Genomic DNA, 18,101 nt, shown 5'->3' with positions numbered 1-18,101 from the left:
TAATATTTTAATAACTTCATTTTTAGCTTAAGCAATTAATTTTGCAAAATGTCTGATATAAAATACTTTAATAGAGATTTAAGCTGGCTTTCTTTTAATGAGAGAGTGCTTCAAGAAGCCAAAGATAATTCTAATTCGCTCAACGAACGGCTTAAGTTTTTAGCCATTTTTTCTTCTAATTTAGACGAATTTTACAGAGTGCGTGTTTCAAAATTACGGAACTTTAGAGCGCTGAAAAAAAAGTCTCCAATTCGTAAAAAGACAAAGCCTAAAAAAGTCTTAAAAGCAATACAGAAAAAAGTAGATGTATTGCAACAGCAATTTGGGAGTATCTTTAAAAATAAAATATTGGTAGATTTAGAAAGTGATAATGTAAAGCTAATAGACGTTTCTCAGTTTAGTTCAGAACAAAAACTTTTTGCTCAAAAAGAATTTCAGAATAATATAAAACCAAAGCTCAAAATTTATCCATTAAACAAAGATTTAGATATTTCATTTGTTCAAGATAAGGCGCTCTTCTTTTACGTAAAAACTACAGAACCTTACTTAATTAATATACCAACTGATGATTATGAGCGATTTATTGTTTTTAAAAATGAAGGCAAAACAACATTCATTACATTCTTAGATGAAGTAATTAGAGCTAATATTTCGGTCTTAATTCCAAATGCTAAAACTAATGACCTTTATAGTATTAAAATAACCAGAGATGGCGAGTTGTATTATAACGAGGACGATGACGCAGAATTGGTAGAACTTATAGAAAAAAGTTTAATACAGCGTAAATCCGGATTGCCAACACGTATACTATATGATGCGGCAATCCCTAAAGAAGATTTAAAAATTATAAGAAAAGCTTTAGGTCTCAAAAAAACAGATTTAATGCCAGGTGGACGCTTTCATAATTTTAGTGATTTTTTTAATTTTCCAGAAATAGAAGGTAGAATACAGGGAGCTTCAAACAAGCAATTAAGGCATCATGCATTAGCCAACATTAAAAGTATCATAAATCACCTGTTAAATAAAGATGAATTATTGTGCTTTCCTTATCATAGCTACAATCCTATTTTAAATCTGTTAGATGAGGCTGCTGTAAGGGAAGATGTAACGGAAATAGCCATTACACTCTATAGAATTTCTAATGATTCTGCTGTGGCACAGCGCTTATTAACGTGTTTAGAAAACGGTAAAAAGGTTACTGTTTTTGTTGAAGCTAAAGCTAGGTTTGATGAAGAAAACAATATTGAATGGGGACGTAAACTAGAGCATCTTGGTGCACAGGTGCTATATAGCATGTCAAATTTAAAAGTACATTCTAAAATATTAAGAATTCAGTTAAAAACATCAGCTATAGCGTATATTGGTACAGGTAACTTTAATGAAAAAAGTGCTACAGTTTATGCGGACTTTGGGTTGTTAACATCGAAGCAATCTATTACCAACGATTTAAACGAGGTCTTTAAATTTCTTAAAGATACGTCTTACAAGCCTGAATTATCCAAAATTTGGATGTCACCTTTTGTAACAAGATCTACACTTTTTAATCTTATAGATAAAGAAATTGAAATTTCTAAACAAGGAGGAGAAGGTTTTCTGTTTTTTAAAATGAACAGTTTAGAAGACAAAGCAACTATTCAGCGGTTATATGAGGCATCAAATGCAGGTGTAAAATTCAATTAATAGTAAGAGGTATTTGTTGTCTTATTCCTGGTGTTGACGGTTTGAGCGAAAACATAGAAGTAATAAGTGTGGTTGGTAAATATTTAGAGCATGCTAGAGTATATTTCTTTGGAAACAACGAGGAAAACAACCTGTTTGTTGGCTCAGCAGATTGTATGGAGCGCAATTTAGACAGACGTGTAGAGGTCATAGTGCCAATTGAAGACGATGAAATCCGCAACACAATCTTAACTTGCTTAGATTTACAATGGCATGATAATACTAAAGCCAGAGTTATAGATAGGAAACAAATCAACAAATACCAAAGCAAAGGAAAATCACCTATTAACGCTCAATTAGACTTTAAGACATTTCTAGAGGAAAAGATCTCCTCCTTAGTTTAATTTAAAAGTGTAAATATTACCACCTTCACCACCATTACGTTCGTCTGTAATATAGATTGAAGTACTGTCTTTAAAACAAACACCCTCTTTTTGCGAGTTATGATCAAATGGTAACGCTTCGATATTACCAGAGAAGAAATCATCATTTTTAAAGTTAGTGATTTTCCAAACTTTATCGTGATTTAAAAGCAAAATACTTTTACCGTCATCACTAATGTCGGCAGCAGTAATTTTATTGTTTTTACCATCTAAATTAAAATCAGATCTTAACACGGCTTCATGTTTGCCTGGTGAGTTAGGTACTTTTAAGGTGATGAATTTCTTCGTTTCTTTACTAAAAATATAGAATGAATTATTATGCAAAAAGAATGCTTCAAAGTCTTTAGAATACTTCTTTTTAGGTACAGTAAAGTCAATAATTTCAGCTTCAGCAGTATCGTTATCTAAGTCGTTGTGATTTATTTTTAAAATCCTAAAATGCTTTCGCTTTTCATTGTTGTTTCCAAAGTCACCAATGTAAATATTACCTTCCTTATCTGAAGTTAAATCTTCCCAATCAATATTGCTGGCATTAGTTATTGCTACTTTTTTTACAATTTTCCCACTAGAGTCTAATCCGAATAAGTCACTGTCATTTCCAGAGTCTTCAATAGTCCAAATTAAATCCGACTGAGGTGTGGTTTCTGCAGCAGAAGCCTCTTTTATAGAATTATTAATGCTACCTTCTATTTTAAGTTGACCAGCAGATTGACAAGAAACCGCAATCAGCGTTATTAATATTAATCTTTTAAAGTGTATCATTGTAAATATTTTCATAGGTTAAGAATAACTATAGGAGTTAATTTTAACAAAGATTTACTCATAAAATCTTCTTAAATCATAATTTTTGAACGCACAGAAAGACATAATTGTTATTGGTGGAGGTGCAGCCGGATTTTTTGCTGCAATAAACATAGCGGAAAAACATCCTGAATTATCAGTTGCAATTTTAGAGCGTGGTAAGGAAGGTCTGCAAAAGGTGAAAATTTCAGGTGGTGGACGTTGCAATGTTACATATGCAGAGTTTATACCTTCAGAGTTGGTGCAAAATTATCCAAGAGGCGAAAAGGAATTGCTTGGTCCATTTCATACTTTTATGACAGGTGATACCATTGCTTGGTTTGAAGAGCGTGGTGTAGAATTGAAGATAGAGGAGGATGGCAGAATGTTTCCAATCTCCGACTCTTCTCAAACCATAATAGATTGCTTTTTGTTTGAAGCTAAAAAGCATAAGGTTGAGGTGTTCTATAATCATTCTGTAAAATCAATAAAACCAGTTGATAACGGATTTACGGTTAACACATTGCAAGGAGACATTGAGGTCAAAAAGATAGTTTTGGCCACAGGAAGCAACCCAAAAGTATGGAAGCTATTGGAAGATATGGGTCATACCATTGTTCCGCCAGTGCCATCACTATTTACCTTTGATATAAAAGACAAACGCATAAAAGATATACCAGGTGTTGTGGCACAAAATGTAGAAGTGAAAGTTTTAGGAACAGATCTTTTTTCAGAAGGGCCTTTACTTATAACACACGTAGGCATGAGTGCACCAGCAATCTTGAAATTATCGGCTTATGGAGCTGTAGAACTAGCAAAGCTTAATTATAATTTTGAAATAGAAATCAACTTTATAAAACAAGATTTTGAAAATTGTATAAATCAATTAAAAGATTTAAAACAAGAATTAGCCAAGAAACAGATTTGTGGCACTGCGCAGTTCGATTTACCAAAGCGACTGTGGAGGAAACTAGTCTTAGCTTCAAATATTTCTGAGAACGAACGTTGGGCAGATCTCAATAAAGAGCAGCTGAGTGCACTAGCAGCGCAGTTAACACAAGCAGTTTTTCAGGTAACAGGCAAAAGTACCTTTAAAGAAGAATTTGTTACAGCAGGTGGAGTAGACTTAAAAGAAGTAAACTTTAAAACGTTTGAAAGTAAGTTAATACCTAATTTATTTTTTGCAGGAGAGGTTATTAATGTAGATGCGGTAACAGGAGGGTTTAACTTTCAGAATGCTTGGACGGGAGCCTATATTGTATCCCAATCAATAGCAAATACATGAAAACATATGTAGCTTTACTAAGAGGGATTAACGTTGGCGGACACAGAAAAGTGCCAATGGCTGAGTTGAGAGATCTGCTAACCAATAATGGTTTTTCTAATGTAAAAACCTATATACAAAGTGGTAATGTGATTTTTAAAGTTGCAGAACCTGATGCCCAAAAGATAGAAAATTCTCTTCAAAATTTAATTGTCGACTATTTTGGTTTTGAAGTTTCTGTAATAGTAAGAACAAGGCAGCAATTACAAAAAATATTTGACGATTGTCCCTTTCCCGAAGCCAAAAAATTAAGCAGTTATTTTGCAATATTATCTCATTTGCCACAAGAAAATTTAGTGCAAAAAGCTTACGAAAAAGTCTATGAGAAAGAAGAATATAAAATTATAAATGATTGCATTTATTTCTATTCAGACAAGGGTTACGGCAATGCAAAATTCAGTCTCATTTATTTTGAAAGAAAACTAAATGTCAATGCCACAGCAAGAAACTACAAAACAATGCTAAAGTTGCTATCTTTGTCGGCAGAAAATTAGATTATGATAGTCGAAGATTTTATTCTTAAAAATTATAACGCTCACATAGAAAGTGGCTCAGTAAAATGGGAGTCTCCAAGTAATATAGCATTGGTGAAATATTGGGGAAAGAAGGAAAATCAAATTCCAGAAAACCCATCAATAAGCTTTACGCTTTCTAATTGCAAGACTATTACCGAGCTTACCTACACTAAAAAAGACTTTTCAACTGCGCTCAAGGTGTCATCAGATTTTAGTTTTGATGTGTATTTCGAAGGAGAAAAGAATGAAGCCTTCAAACCAAAAATTCAAACATTTTTTGAGCGTATTGAAGCATATGTACCATTTTTAAGAGATTATCATTTCAAAATTGAGACCTCTAATACCTTTCCACATAGCTCAGGTATTGCATCTTCCGCATCAGGTATGAGTGCTTTGGCATTGTGCTTAATGAGTATTGAACAAAAATTAAGGGAAGATGTCACCTTGAGCGCAGTCGAAAGGTCTTCTGAAAAAAACTACTTTAAAAGAAAAGCATCCTTTCTGGCCAGATTAGGTTCTGGTAGTGCATGTAGAAGTATTGAAGGTGAGTTGGTAGTTTGGGGACAAAATGAAAGCACAGAAAGTTCAGATCTGTACGGCATTAAATTTGATGGTGAAGTACATCCTAATTTCAAAAATTATCAAGACACTATACTTTTAGTAGATAAAGGCGAAAAGCAGGTGAGCAGTACAGTTGGTCATAAATTAATGTTTGGTCATCCTTATGCAGAGCAACGTTTTAACCAAGCGCATGATAATTTGGCTAAACTCAAAAGCGTTTTAGCATCAGGTGATTTACAAACTTTCGTTAAAATAGTTGAGAGTGAGGCTTTAACCCTTCATGCTATGATGATGACCAGTATGCCTTACTTCATTTTAATGAAGCCCAACACGTTAGAAATAATAAGCAAACTTTGGAAGTACAGATCGGAGAATAGTTCTAATGTTTGTTTTACCTTAGATGCAGGCGCCAATGTACACGTTTTATATCCTGAAAATGAAAAAGAAAGCGTGCTAAAGTTTATAAAGAATGAATTATCTACATTTTGCCAAAACGGTCATTTTATTACAGATTTTGTAGGTAAAGGTGCGCAGTTAATTAAAAATTAACTTAGGCTTAAGTGTTGATTGCAAACTAAATAGTAGATTTATACGTATATTTGTTAAAAGAAATTGTTTAATACCAATATGAAAGGACCTCTTTTCTACTCAAAAATTCTACTCTTTGGTGAGTATGGAATCATTAAAGATTCTAAGGGTTTATCTATACCTTATAATTTTTATAATGGAGCTTTAAAGGTTGATGAAAATCCATCCGAAGAGGCTCTCAAGTCCAACGAAAGTTTAAAACGCTTTGCATCTTATCTAGAAAGTTTAGATGAAGATTTAGTGTCTTTTGATACTGAAAAGCTAAAGGAAGACGTAGAGGCTGGTATGTACTTCGACTCATCCATACCACAAGGCTATGGAGTAGGTAGTAGTGGAGCTTTAGTAGCTGCAATTTATGATAAGTATGCTACCGAAAAAATTACCGTATTAGAAAACCTTACACGCGAAAAACTATTAAAGTTGAAAGCTATTTTTTCTGAAATGGAATCATTCTTCCACGGAAAATCATCTGGTTTAGATCCTTTAAATAGTTACTTGAGTTTACCAATACTAATTAACTCTAAAGATAATATTGAGGCTACAGGCATACCATCTCAAAGCACAGAAGGCAAAGGAGCTGTGTTTTTACTAGATAGTGGTATTGTTGGAGAAACAGCACCTATGGTTAGCATTTTTATGGAAAACATGAAGAATGAAGGATTCCGTAGTATGCTAAAAGAGCAATTTATAAAGCACACAGATGCGTGTGTTGATGATTTCTTAAAAGGAGACATTAAATCATTGTTCAGAAATACAAAACAGCTCTCTAAAATTGTACTGAATAATTTTAAGCCTATGATACCAAATCAATTCCATGAGTTATGGAAAAAAGGTATCGAAACTAATGACTACTACCTTAAACTTTGTGGTTCTGGTGGTGGTGGCTACATCTTAGGTTTCACAGAAGATATAGAAAGAGCTAAAGAAGCCTTACAAGGTCAGAAATTAGAAGTTGTTTACAACTTTTAAAACTAAAAATATTACATTTAAGCCTCACAGATTCTAGTAATTTGTGAGGTTTTTTAATTTATCTATATGCTAACAAGACAGCAGAAACATATTCTGTTAAAATTTTTCAGCCTGTTTTCGGTAGTGCGTGGTTACAATATTTTGGTTGTAGTTATCGCACAATACTTAGCATCAATTTACATTTTTGCACCCGATAAGCCTTTAAAGCAAGTTTTATTTGATGTTAACTTGCTAATGTTGGTTTTAGCGTCCTCAGCTACCATAGCTGCAGGTTATATCATTAATAACTTTTATGACTCAGAAAAAGATTTAATCAATAGACCTAGAAAAACAATGCTAGATCGCTTGGTAAGTCAAAATACAAAGCTGTCATTTTACTTTGTGTTGAATTTTTTAGCAGTGGTTTTTGCAAGTTATGTTTCATTTAAGGCTGTGCTATTTTTTGCACTTTATATTTTTGCGATTTGGTTGTATTCGCACAAATTCAAAAAACAGCCAATGACAGGTAACTTAGTATCAGCCATATTAACTGTAACTCCATTTTTCGCCATTTTTATTTATTACAAAAATTTTGAATTGGTAATTTTTGCGCACGCAATTTTTTTATTTCTCTTGGTATCCATGCGTGAGTTGACGAAGGACTTAGAGAATATCAAAGGTGATTTAGCTCTAGATTATAAAACGGTTCCTGTAGTTTATGGTGAAAAAACTTCCAAATTAATGCTTACTGTTTTGGTTATTCTAACCATTATATCAGGCGTTGTAATAACACTGTTCTTCAAAATAGGACATATGTATTATTTCTTTTATTTAAGTGTAATGTTACTCCTGTTTTTTCTACTTATTCTATGGAAATCTAATAAAAGAATACACTATTTAATACTTCATAATATTTTGAAGTTTATTATAGTTGCAGGTGTATTTTCCATTTTGTTAATAGATGTTTCAGTTGTATTAAATCGTTTATAGAATGAATTCCAAACTAAAGATTGCCATGGCACAAATATCACCTGTATGGTTAGATAAAAGAGCTACTATTAAAAAGATTGAAGCCTCAATTAAAGAGGCTGCAGAAGAAAAATGTGAACTCATAGTCTTTGGTGAAGCTTTACTACCAGGTTATCCTTTTTGGTTAGCATTAACAGGTGGCGCAGAATGGAACACAGATGTTAATAAAGAATTACATGCACATTATGTAAATAATTCCATTTGTATTGAAAAAGGTGAATTAAATACAGTCTGTCAGTTAGCAAAAGACAATAGTATAGCCATTTATTTGGGTATAATTGAGCGACCATTGGATAGAGGCGGACATAGTATTTATGCATCATTGGTTTATATTAATGAACATGGAGAAATAAAATCTACACATAGAAAACTACAACCAACGTATGATGAGCGTTTAACTTGGGCGCCTGGTGACGGTAACGGTTTGCAGGTTCATCCTTTAAAAGCTTTTACGGTTGGTGGTTTAAATTGTTGGGAAAACTGGATGCCACTGCCAAGGACAGCATTGTACGGTCAAGGAGAAAATTTACATATTGCAGTCTGGCCAGGAAGTGACCATAATACCAAAGACATTACACGTTTTATTGCACGAGAATCTAGGTCTTTTGTTGTTTCCGTCTCAAGTTTAATGTCCCGAACCGACTTCCCAAAAGATACACCGCATTTAGATAAAATTTTAAAAAACGCACCAGACACTTTAACAAATGGTGGTAGTTGTATTGCAGGTCCGGATGGCGAATGGCTCGTAGAACCTGTTTTGAATACTGAGGGCTTAATTATTCAATCTATTGATTTTAATCGTGTACTTAAAGAACGTCAGAATTTCGATCCTGTAGGACATTACTCCAGACCAGATGTTACAAAACTTATAGTGAATAGAGAACGACAAACAACTGTAGAAATAAAGTCGTAAGTATTAACTAATATCATACCTTTGCCAAAAATTTTAATATGAGCAGACATCAAGATAGCAAAGGAAGAGGGAAAACTTCAGGAAGAGGACAGGCTAACAGCAAATCTAAAAGTTTTGCAAGAGGTAATGCTCCTTTCAAAAAGAAATCAAAACCAAAAACAGCATCAAATCCAGACGAAATACGCTTAAACAAATACATAGCCAATTCTGGTATTTGTTCGCGTAGAGAAGCCGATGAAAATATTGCCATTGGCTTGGTAACTGTAAACGGAAAAGTAATAACCGAAATGGGTTACAAAGTAAAGCGTACAGACGATGTACGATTTGATGGACAGCGTATTGCGCCAGAACCTAAAGTCTATGTATTACTTAATAAGCCTAAAGGGTTCGCCACAACTACAGCAGAAAGCAAAGGTAGAACAGTTATGGATCTAGTAGCTAATGCAACCAATGCTAACATTAGACCAATAGGACGTTTGGGCAGAAATTCGCTTGGTCTTTTACTGTTTACCAATGATGACAAAGTAGTACAAAAGTTTACCAATTCTAAAAATGGTGTAGCACGCTTGTTTCAGGTAGAGTTGGATAGAAATTTGAAGTATGAAGACTTAAAAAAGATTCAAGAAGGTTTTAATGTAGATGGCAATTTAATCACGGTTGAAGAGATAAGTTATATTGAAGGAGAACCAAAAAACAATATTGGTATTAAGATTAAAAACACTGGAAACTCAATACTTAGAACCATTTTTGAAACGCTTAAATATGATTTGGTAAAGATAGATTGTGTAGCAATTGGGCACTTAACCAAAAAAGATATTCCGCGCGGACATTGGAAGCATCTTACCGAACAAGAGATTAACACCTTAAAGATGTTGTAATCATCTTTTAACCTCTATAGTATACGTAGAAATTAAATCATCATCAATATACAGATGCACATCATAAAATCCTGTTTGGTTAAACTGATGCTCAAATTCTAGAGATTTATCCTTAATAGAAATTGAAGTAGGTTGGTCTTTCCATGTGCTAAAACCGTTGTCAAAACCAAGTTTTACACCCTTGGCATTTGTATGGTCTTTTAACTGATATTTAAAAATTACTTTTTCATATGGCTTAATAGTATGATGCATTTGCTGAGGAGCATTATGTAGCTCTAGATATTTATAGGCATTGCCATACAACACTGGCGCTTTTAAAAAAGTATCAAATGAAGGAATTTCACTATCATCTAATAGCCACCAACGTTTATCTATAGGAAAGTGATTTACAGCAAATAGCTTTGGGTTTGCCAAAAAGAAGCCATCGTTATACTGAAAACTAAATTTATTGGTCTTTGGGTTGGGAATACCACTAGCCCAAGTAGGATCGCACAGATACCATTTGCTATTGAGGTTTACGACATTCCATGAGTGATTGGGTAAATCTAAAGTTTCAATATTTGTGGTACTTACACGCCCAAAACCTTGCACAATCTCACACTCAAGATTGGCAAAATCGGCTAAGCTTTTTACCAAATAGGCATAACCTGTGCAAATAGTTCGTTTTTTCTTAAGCAGCCTACTAAAAAGCTTAGTTCTAAATTTTGTGTTCCAGGTATCAAGCTTTAGGCTATCGTCTTTATAACGTTGTCGCTGTCTGTCGTTTTTTAGATAGAGCGAATAATCATTAGCAATATTGTCGCAAACCCATCTGTAAATCGCTCTAAACTTTTCCGCATCTGTATTTAGTGTATTGGTAAGTTTAAAAGAAAGTTCAGGTAGATTTGTAAGGTTTTCACCTTTTAAACTTAAGGCAATACTATCTGCTTTTTTAAAATTTATAGGATCAAAATCCGAGATTTGAGCATTAAGCCTACATAAACTTAAAAAAAGCAGTAATAGTAATAAAGATGTCTTCTGCAAAGCTTAAATTTAATTCTTTTTGCGTTTAGATTTGTAGGGTTTATTAGTGTCTATAGCACCAATCATTTCTACCATATCTGGTGTAAGTTCTAAAGTAATAAAGCTTGTTTTGTCTGTAATTGATACCTTTTGGGTTTCGTAACCAAGATAGCTAAACACCAATACATCTCCAGTTTTTAATTTTTTAGGAAAGGTAAACTTACCTTCATCATCTGTTACAGCACCAACTATTGTGCCATCTAATGTAATGTTAGCACCTGGTAATGGACCATCTTCGTTAGATACGAGTCCTTTTATGGTACGCTCTTGTGTAACTTCTGTAGTTTGACTAAAAGCGGTATTAAACGTAAATAAGCTCATCATTAAAATCAATGCAAAACCAAAAGTTTTGAATGTCTTGTTCTGTGTAACTGTTTGTGTTTTCATAATATCTAAGTTTTGTTTACCACTAAATTAAGGCGTTTGGTTAAAGATATAAAATACGCCTGAGTTATTAATGTGTTCGGTTGAGTAAAGTGCCAATTATGGTGAGGGAGTAGTATTTGTGTTAAACAGCAAAACCTCTTAATAGTCTAAAAAATTTGATAAGTAAGCCAGTTTGTTCAGCTTTTCGCTGAATGTGTGTAACGGTCTCGTGTATGATTACGTTACGTTGGTTTAGCGACTAATTTACCTAAAAATTAATGGCATTAATTCAGCGCGAGGATTTTCCGAAAGGAAAATCAGGATTGCCATATGACGAGAACTTTGTTTCAAAATTAGCGTGAAATTACTTGCTTTTTAACTCAGTTCTTTGTTGTAGCCAGTTTTTCTCGGTACTGTTGTTCTATAACTCTAGTAAATTCTGCTTTATCCCGTCTTAATAATTCTATACCACCTTTATTTACAATAGTTGGATTAAAGTCTCTTAGATGATTGTCGCTCCAAATTCCCAATTCAACAATAATTGGTGTCATTGCCAAACCTTTCTCGGTTAAAAGATAGATGTTCGATTTATTATTGTTTGGAAGTTTTGTTTTAGTAATAATTCCAAACGCTTCAAGCTGTTTCAATTTTGTGGTCAGTATGTTGGTCGCAATTCCTTCATCACTTTCTGTAAAGTCCTTAAAGGTCTGTTTGTTTTCCATTAAGATTTGCTTCACAATCACCAACATCCATTTATCGCCTAGAATATCTAAAGCCGAAGTAAAAGGGCAATTGCATCTAAATTTTGTTTCCATTCTCTTTTATTCCTCTTAAAACGCACAAAGATAACAAAATATAATTTTCACTTGCACTTTGCAATTTATTTAAAATATTACTTGCATAATAAAAGTATTGTTATAATTTTGCTTGTGTTATGCAAGTAATATATAAACGCACTAAATGAAAAAAGTATTAATGGTAGTAATGTTCGCAAGTGTATTTGCAAGTTGTAATTCAACTAAAACAAATTCAAATAGCGACAAATCAACACAAACTTCTAATTCAAAAACATTAAAAATGAACAAAAAAGAAACCGCTGTGGCTTTTGTACAAGCCGTAACCTCGCAAGATGTAGATAAAGTAAGAGCACTAGCCAATCCAGATTACATTCAACACAATCCATTTCTTCCCACAGGATTAGAACCTTTTATTCAACTGTTTCCTATGCTAAAAGAAAATGGAACCAAAGCCGAAGCAGTTCGTGTCATCGAAGACGGAAATTTTGTAGTGCTACATCAATTATGGACAGGTGCCAAGCCTTTTGGTGCAGATAAAATGGTGTCTTTCGATATTTTACGATTTGATGAGAATGGTAAAATAGCCGAACATTGGGATGCCCTGCAACCTTTTGTAGCACAAACAGCAAGCGGAAGAACTCAAGTAGATGGTGCAACTGATATTGTAGATTTAGACAAAACCGAAGCGAACAAATCCTTGGCAAAATCTATGGTAGAAGATATTTTAATGGGCAAAAATCCGAATAAAATTACCGATTACATCAGTGCCGAGCAATACGACCAACACAATCCTGCCATTAAAGATGGATTAAATGGAATAGTGGAAGCTGTTCAGTACCTCACTTCGCAGAATAATATGTTTCAATACACTAAAATCCACAAAGTATTAGGTGAAGGTAATTTTGTACTCACCGTGAGTGAAGGAAACTGGAATGGAACTACAAATGTATTTTACGATTTATTACGTTTTGAAAATGGTAAAGCCGTAGAGCATTGGGACGTTATACAAGAGATTCCTACCGAAAATTTAGCGAATGATAATGGAATGTTTGGATTTTAAAAACGAAAATAATTATGAAAAAAGCACTTATTATAAATGCACATCAAGAATATCCTTTTGCCAAAGGTGAATTGAATAAAGAAATCGCCAAGCGTATTGGAAACTATCTAAAAAGTATTGGCTACGAAATTAAAACTACTACAATGAAAGACGAATGGAATACAGATGAAGAAGTGGATAAACATACTTGGGCAGATGTCGTTGTTTTACAATCACCTACCAATTGGATGGGTTTTCCTTGGATTTTCAAGAAATATATGGATGAAGTTTACACCGCTGGTATGTTTGGTAAAATGAGCCAGAATGATGGAAGAACAGCAGAAAAACCAAAGAAAAATTATGGGGCTGGTGGATTAATGCAAGACACCAAATATATGCTGTCATTAACTTTCAATGCTCCAGAAGAGTCTTTTAACGACAAAAACGAATTTCTATTTGCAGGTAAATCGGTGGATGATTTATACTTTGCACAGCATATGAATTTCAAGTTTTTTGGTATGCGACCATTGCCAACTTTCGCTTGCTTTGATGTAATGAAAAATCCAAATATTGATAATGATTTCAAAAGGCTAGAATCACATCTTGAGATTAATTTTAAAGAGTAGTTAAGATATCGTTTGATTAAAATACAAAATCACAAGGGTCTAGGTTCTTGTGATTTTTTTATCCGAAATTTTTGGTCAAATTGCACACAACGTGTTTGTGTATGATTTCGTTACGTGTTTAAGCAACTAATTTAGCAAATAAAAACCGAATAGAAAATCCGCGAGGACTTTCGTAAATAGGCTATAACCAGCAATGAATTATACACGGTGTTACCCAACGTTTATTTCAGTTTCTAAATCGGTTTAATATTAGATCTTATACGTTCAATACTGTATTTTTGAAACGTTTACCACAGTGCTTAAAACTCATCATTTTTGAACCTAAAATATTTGAGTTTGCTTAAATTTAATTTGTACGTCTTGATATTTTCTGAAAATAAAAGTGATATACTCATATTAATCCATTAATAAGACGTTTCTTTACACAGATTGCATAATATTTACCTATAACTTCCCTTCCTAACCAGATTTTGTTACTAGGTTAATTTATGTTTTTCATAACAGAAAGTTCCTTTGAAAATGGTGGCTCATTATTATTCGGACGATTCAATAAAACCTTGTTTTAAATGAAATCACTAAAAATAACTGAGCAAATTACAATTAGAAATGAAGAATCACTTAATAAATACTTAAATGATATTAGTAAAATTAGCTTAATATCATTAGAGAGAGAAGTTGAGTTAGCAATACAAATCAAAGCAGGTAATAAACGTGCTTTAGATGAACTCACAAGAGCTAATTTAAGATTTGTAGTATCAGTTGCAAAACAATATCAAAATAAGGGTTTATCACTTCCAGATTTAATAAATGAAGGCAATTTAGGTTTGTTAAAAGCTGCTAAGCGATTTGATGAAACTCGTGGATTTAAATTTATATCTTATGCTGTGTGGTGGATTAGACAAGGTATAGTGCAATCTTTATCAGAAAACTCAAGAATGGTTAGGTTGCCACTAAATAAGATAGGCGTTATTAACAAAATAAAAAAAGCAGTAACTTTTTTTGAACAAAAACAAGGTCGTAAACCAACTTCATACGAAATTTCTAAAATTATTGAAGTATCTGTTGAAGAGGTTGATATTTGCATTAAGAGTTCAGCATATGGTGTTTCTATAGACGCACCTTTATCTCCTGAAACAGATATTAATATGCAAAATATTATTATTACAGATATGTATCCTCCACCAGATAATGTGTTATTATTAGACTCGCTACATACAGACTTAGTAGCTGTATTGAATTCTCTATCAGAAAGAGAATCAGACATCATTAAGCTTCATTATGGTATAGGTTTTGAATCGGCAATGACCTTAGTGGAAATAGCTCAATTATTTGGAATAACACGAGAACGAGTTAGACAAATCAAAGAGTCTGCAATTTTAAAAATCAAAAAATCAAATAAGTCTCATCTATTAATAAAATATTTGGGATAACAACAATTATTAATTAAAACAAGAAATTATGATAAAAAGATTTATAAATAAATTAATGAATACTAATAAAGTAACTATTATGAAAGAAGGTACAGTAAAATTTTTTAACAATGCCAAAGGGTTTGGTTTTATTACAGTAAAAGACTCTGAAGAAGAAATATTTGTTCATACATCAAATCTCATAGATCAAATAAAAGAGAATGACAATGTAACGTTTGATGTGGAAAAAGGCGAAAAAGGCTTAAGTGCTATAAGAGTAAGTGTAGTTTAATTTACATAAGTCTAAAAGGAAAAAAACCATCTAAATAGATAGTTTTCTTATATAATCAACCTAAATGATATAAAAGAAATTAAGATTGTAAAGTTATAGTATAATGAAATTATATATCAAGTACATGGTAAGTTTAAGGTGCAAACTTATGGTAAAACATGAATTAGAGAAACTTGGATTACATTATATAACTGTCGAACTTGGTATGATTGAAATAAGTGAGGACATTTCTGAATCTCAAAAACAAGAACTCAAATCAAACTTAGCTGTGTCAGGTTTGGAATTATTAGATGATAAAAAAAGTATTCTGGTTGATAAGATAAAAAACGTGATTATAGAAATGATTCATTATTCGGATGAAATGCCAAAAACTAATTATTCAGATTATATAACAGAAAAATTGGACTATGATTATACATATTTATCTAATCTTTTTTCTGAAGTTAAAGGAATCACTATTCAACATTTCATTATTAAGCATAAAATTGAAAGAGCGAAAGAGTTGATTCTATATAACGAACTTAATCTCACCGAAATTGCTTATAAACTGAATTATAGCAGTACAGCACATTTATCTAATCAATTTAAAAAAGTGACAGGTCATACAGCTTCTTACTACAAAAAGATAGGTGAAAAAAGAAAACGTAATCTAGAGAATCTGTAAAATGTGTAATCTTATAAGCCACTTTTGTAACAGGCATTAAGACATAAGTCCTCATCTTTGTAATAATGCAAATACGCATTAGGTTAAATACAATATTATGGAAACCAAGAACAAAGAAGGTGAGAGAAAGTCTAGTGAGTTATTTAAATTTAGTGGTGATTGGGACAAGCAATCCAAAGCATTAAAAGCAAAATTTCCTAAACTTACATCAGAAGATGTAAAATTTGAGAGTGGTAAAGAGTTAGATTTGATAAAGCGTTTAGAAAACAAGTTAGATAAAGACCGTAATGAAGTGGTTGGGATTTTAAAATCAAACTATGCAACAGTTTCAAAAGCAATCTAATTTAATTAATGTCAAAATTTATTTAAATAGCAGTTTATTTATAACCTGTTCTTTTTTTTAATTATTAAAATCCGTAATATCTATAAATAAAGGTATTTATTATATAACGAAATTATTGTAATTGATAACGATATTTGTAATGTTATTAATCAATTAGGGAAGTCCAAGTAATAAGTTTATTTGGCATTAAAAAGCAGACTGATTAGTCTGCTTTTTGAATTTGTACCACTAAGACAATCTGTGATGTATGTAACTTATTTAGTTTTTATTATAACATAATAAAAGGTATTTATATTAACTTAAGGCGAACACATTAAATAATTAAAAACAATGTCTAGAGAGGAAAAAGGGAAACAAAAAAACGGAAAAACTCCAGCTGCTAAAACTGCCAAAGAAAAAAGAGCAGCCAAAATTTTGAAGAGAAATTTAAAAAAACATTCAGAATAGAAAAGGAAGATGAAAAATGGTGAGTTTGAGGAAAACGTTACATTTAACCTGTCTGAAATAGTACAATATATTTCTAATAATATTGTAGTTAAAAATATATTGGTTAGAAATACGTGTGTTATTCAAGTAATGCTCTTTGATTTCGGAAAAGTTCAAATATATAAAAAGTCACCGTTCTCAAGATTTATTTATATAATCGAAGGTAAAGCTGAAGTTGTAATTAACAACAATTCAACTTTTATGCAAAAAGGTGATTCAATTCTTATACCAGGTACGGTTAACAGTTCAATTGAGGCCAACCAACCGTTTAAAATGATTTGTACTACAATTAAGAACGATTAGAAAATACGCAAAAAATAAAGTTTAAAAATTATTATGGAAAATAAATTTAAATCTGGTGACATAGTTTGTGCGAAAGTTAATCCAACAACTCCTTTAAAGGTTAGGGTTTTTGCTCGTAAAGTTTATTATTGTGATGTGTTAGATCAGCCAGATGAAAAAGAAAAAGTTTACTTTGAAAGAGAAATCAAATTATATAGTACTAAAGATTAAATTTTAAACAGTTTTTTGGAAATGTTGGGTAACATGGTTGTATATGAAAAGTAGCGTATATCTTCTCATATAGACTTGTTGTTGAATTAGTTTTTATAAATACTTAAGAAATGTCGCAACCGAAATTAACTTTTCATAATTTTCGGATTGTTCAACTTCTTTTCTGAAATCAGATTCAGACATTATCTTATTATGGGTTATATGAAATATTTGGTTCGATTTTGATAGTATTCTTTTTTTTAGAGTTTCGAGATCAATTTTTTTTCCAGAATTTTTGAATTCAAACGTTACTTTACTTCTTGGTTCAAATATTGATGAAAGAAAACTTTTCTTCCTTTCCACAATTTTAGGATTCGAAACAGTTACCAAAAATCCATTTCCATCAACTATTTCTCTTTCAAAATGTTTTTCAATTTGCGATTCTTTCACGTGATGAATTTCTCCAATTTCAGATTCGAGTATTTCAAAAAATACTTTTTCCTTTTCGAAAATCCATTCAGATAATTCTATAAGTGGAAATTTTAGGCGAGAATCTGCGTTCATTTTTAAATTATGGCTAACGGTCTTGTGTATGGCTCGTTGCGTGCAAATTAGCGATTATTTTCGGTTGAGCCACAAGCCAGATTTTTAAATTTTACTATTTATCTTTTTTGTTGGAAATCGTCAAATTTAAAAATTTGGCGACTTTCCAAATACGCCTTAACTTTGGTTTAAGCAACTGAATAGCAATGAGCTATACACGTCTTAAGTTTACAATCCATTATATTTAGAAGATTAACCAGAAAGCACAAAAGAGAGGATTAAGATTAGTATACACGGTGAAGCTGTAACTTCGACAACAATGATAATCCCCTCTCTTTTCTACT

At 32.2% G+C, this 18,101-nt stretch carries 20 protein-coding genes and 1 pseudogene; 16 read left to right on the top strand and 5 right to left on the bottom strand.

Going from position 1 to position 18,101, the window contains the following annotated elements; all coding sequences use genetic code 11:
* The first annotated feature begins 48 nt into the window (after window positions 1–48).
* Window positions 49–2,063: pseudogene (ppk1, locus tag FC091_RS14215) on the top strand (polyphosphate kinase 1).
* On the opposite strand, the gene FC091_RS14205 reads toward ppk1, so the two are convergent.
* Entirely contained in the window at window positions 2,055–2,864 is an 810-nt protein-coding gene (locus FC091_RS14205; protein ID WP_138435009.1) for an SdiA-regulated/phytase-like domain-containing protein, read from the bottom strand. The pseudogene ppk1 and the gene FC091_RS14205 sit on opposite strands and share 9 nt — an antisense overlap.
* 85 nt (window positions 2,865–2,949) lie before the next feature.
* On the opposite strand from FC091_RS14205, the gene FC091_RS14200 reads away from it, so the two are divergent.
* The 7 genes from FC091_RS14200 to FC091_RS14170 all read left to right on the top strand — a co-directional run bounded on the left by FC091_RS14200 (window position 2,950) and on the right by FC091_RS14170 (window position 9,638).
* Window positions 2,950–4,167 carry a BaiN/RdsA family NAD(P)/FAD-dependent oxidoreductase gene (locus tag FC091_RS14200; protein ID WP_138434919.1) on the top strand — a complete coding sequence of 406 codons (1,218 nt, stop codon included), beginning with the start codon at window positions 2,950–2,952 and terminating at the stop codon, window positions 4,165–4,167.
* The gene (locus FC091_RS14195; RefSeq protein WP_138434918.1) at window positions 4,164–4,700 is read left to right on the top strand and encodes a DUF1697 domain-containing protein; all 537 of its coding nucleotides are present in this window, start codon (window positions 4,164–4,166) and stop codon (window positions 4,698–4,700) included. Before FC091_RS14200 ends, FC091_RS14195 begins: the two co-directional genes overlap by 4 nt.
* Window positions 4,701–4,703: 3 nt before the next feature.
* Window positions 4,704–5,831 carry a diphosphomevalonate/mevalonate 3,5-bisphosphate decarboxylase family protein gene (locus FC091_RS14190; protein ID WP_138434917.1) on the top strand — a complete coding sequence of 376 codons (1,128 nt, stop codon included), beginning with the start codon at window positions 4,704–4,706 and terminating at the stop codon, window positions 5,829–5,831.
* Between the two features lie 78 nt (window positions 5,832–5,909).
* A complete protein-coding gene (locus FC091_RS14185; RefSeq protein WP_138434916.1) occupies window positions 5,910–6,839 on the top strand; it encodes a mevalonate kinase family protein in 930 nt (309 codons plus the stop codon).
* A gap of 66 nt (window positions 6,840–6,905) precedes the next feature.
* Window positions 6,906–7,808, top strand: coding sequence for a geranylgeranylglycerol-phosphate geranylgeranyltransferase (locus tag FC091_RS14180; RefSeq protein WP_138434915.1), 903 nt, complete (start codon window positions 6,906–6,908; stop codon window positions 7,806–7,808).
* Between the two features lies 1 nt (window position 7,809).
* Complete coding sequence (locus FC091_RS14175; protein WP_138434914.1) at window positions 7,810–8,760, top strand: carbon-nitrogen hydrolase family protein; 951 nt, start codon at window positions 7,810–7,812, stop codon at window positions 8,758–8,760.
* 38 nt (window positions 8,761–8,798) lie between these two features.
* Window positions 8,799–9,638 (top strand): pseudouridine synthase, encoded by an 840-nt coding sequence (locus FC091_RS14170; RefSeq protein ID WP_138434913.1) that lies wholly within the window; start codon window positions 8,799–8,801, stop codon window positions 9,636–9,638.
* On the opposite strand, the gene FC091_RS14165 is transcribed toward FC091_RS14170, so the two are convergent.
* The 3 genes from FC091_RS14165 to FC091_RS14155 form a co-directional block, all read right to left on the bottom strand.
* The gene (locus tag FC091_RS14165) at window positions 9,639–10,661 is read right to left on the bottom strand and encodes a transglutaminase domain-containing protein (RefSeq protein ID WP_138434912.1); all 1,023 of its coding nucleotides are present in this window, start codon (window positions 10,659–10,661) and stop codon (window positions 9,639–9,641) included. It lies immediately after the preceding gene.
* Between the two features lie 9 nt (window positions 10,662–10,670).
* Complete coding sequence (locus tag FC091_RS14160; RefSeq protein ID WP_138434911.1) at window positions 10,671–11,087, bottom strand: carboxypeptidase-like regulatory domain-containing protein; 417 nt, start codon at window positions 11,085–11,087, stop codon at window positions 10,671–10,673.
* A 359-nt stretch (window positions 11,088–11,446) separates the two neighbouring features.
* Window positions 11,447–11,881, bottom strand: coding sequence for a winged helix-turn-helix transcriptional regulator (locus FC091_RS14155; protein WP_138434910.1), 435 nt, complete (start codon window positions 11,879–11,881; stop codon window positions 11,447–11,449).
* A gap of 145 nt (window positions 11,882–12,026) precedes the next feature.
* On the opposite strand from FC091_RS14155, the gene FC091_RS14150 reads away from it, so the two are divergent.
* The 8 genes from FC091_RS14150 to FC091_RS15245 all read left to right on the top strand — a co-directional run bounded on the left by FC091_RS14150 (window position 12,027) and on the right by FC091_RS15245 (window position 17,235).
* Window positions 12,027–12,923 carry a nuclear transport factor 2 family protein gene (locus FC091_RS14150; protein WP_138434909.1) on the top strand — a complete coding sequence of 299 codons (897 nt, stop codon included), beginning with the start codon at window positions 12,027–12,029 and terminating at the stop codon, window positions 12,921–12,923.
* Window positions 12,924–12,937: 14 nt separating this feature from the next.
* Complete coding sequence (locus FC091_RS14145; protein WP_138434908.1) at window positions 12,938–13,528, top strand: NAD(P)H-dependent oxidoreductase; 591 nt, start codon at window positions 12,938–12,940, stop codon at window positions 13,526–13,528.
* Between the two features lie 566 nt (window positions 13,529–14,094).
* Window positions 14,095–14,958, top strand: a complete 864-nt coding sequence (locus FC091_RS14140) for a sigma-70 family RNA polymerase sigma factor (RefSeq protein WP_138434907.1) — start codon at window positions 14,095–14,097, stop codon at window positions 14,956–14,958.
* A gap of 28 nt (window positions 14,959–14,986) precedes the next feature.
* Window positions 14,987–15,229 carry a cold-shock protein gene (locus FC091_RS14135; RefSeq protein ID WP_317128746.1) on the top strand — a complete coding sequence of 81 codons (243 nt, stop codon included), beginning with the start codon at window positions 14,987–14,989 and terminating at the stop codon, window positions 15,227–15,229.
* Between the two features lie 103 nt (window positions 15,230–15,332).
* Window positions 15,333–15,893, top strand: a complete 561-nt coding sequence (locus FC091_RS14130; protein WP_138434906.1) for a helix-turn-helix domain-containing protein — start codon at window positions 15,333–15,335, stop codon at window positions 15,891–15,893.
* 97 nt (window positions 15,894–15,990) lie between these two features.
* The gene (locus tag FC091_RS14125) at window positions 15,991–16,236 is read left to right on the top strand and encodes a hypothetical protein (protein WP_138434905.1); all 246 of its coding nucleotides are present in this window, start codon (window positions 15,991–15,993) and stop codon (window positions 16,234–16,236) included.
* A gap of 456 nt (window positions 16,237–16,692) precedes the next feature.
* Window positions 16,693–17,025 carry a cupin domain-containing protein gene (locus FC091_RS14120; protein ID WP_138434904.1) on the top strand — a complete coding sequence of 111 codons (333 nt, stop codon included), beginning with the start codon at window positions 16,693–16,695 and terminating at the stop codon, window positions 17,023–17,025.
* A 33-nt stretch (window positions 17,026–17,058) separates the two neighbouring features.
* Window positions 17,059–17,235 (top strand): hypothetical protein, encoded by a 177-nt coding sequence (locus FC091_RS15245; RefSeq protein ID WP_171032529.1) that lies wholly within the window; start codon window positions 17,059–17,061, stop codon window positions 17,233–17,235.
* Between the two features lie 93 nt (window positions 17,236–17,328).
* On the opposite strand, the gene FC091_RS14115 is transcribed toward FC091_RS15245, so the two are convergent.
* Complete coding sequence (locus tag FC091_RS14115) at window positions 17,329–17,778, bottom strand: hypothetical protein (protein WP_138434903.1); 450 nt, start codon at window positions 17,776–17,778, stop codon at window positions 17,329–17,331.
* Between the last annotated feature and the right edge of the window lie 323 nt (window positions 17,779–18,101).

Origin of the sequence: Winogradskyella algicola, assembly GCF_005869935.1 — a bacterium.
In the GTDB taxonomy this organism is placed as follows: Bacteria; Bacteroidota; Bacteroidia; order Flavobacteriales; family Flavobacteriaceae; genus Winogradskyella; species Winogradskyella algicola.
The sequence above is the reverse complement of the archived record's forward strand: the minus strand, read 5'-3'. Positions and strand labels throughout refer to the sequence as shown.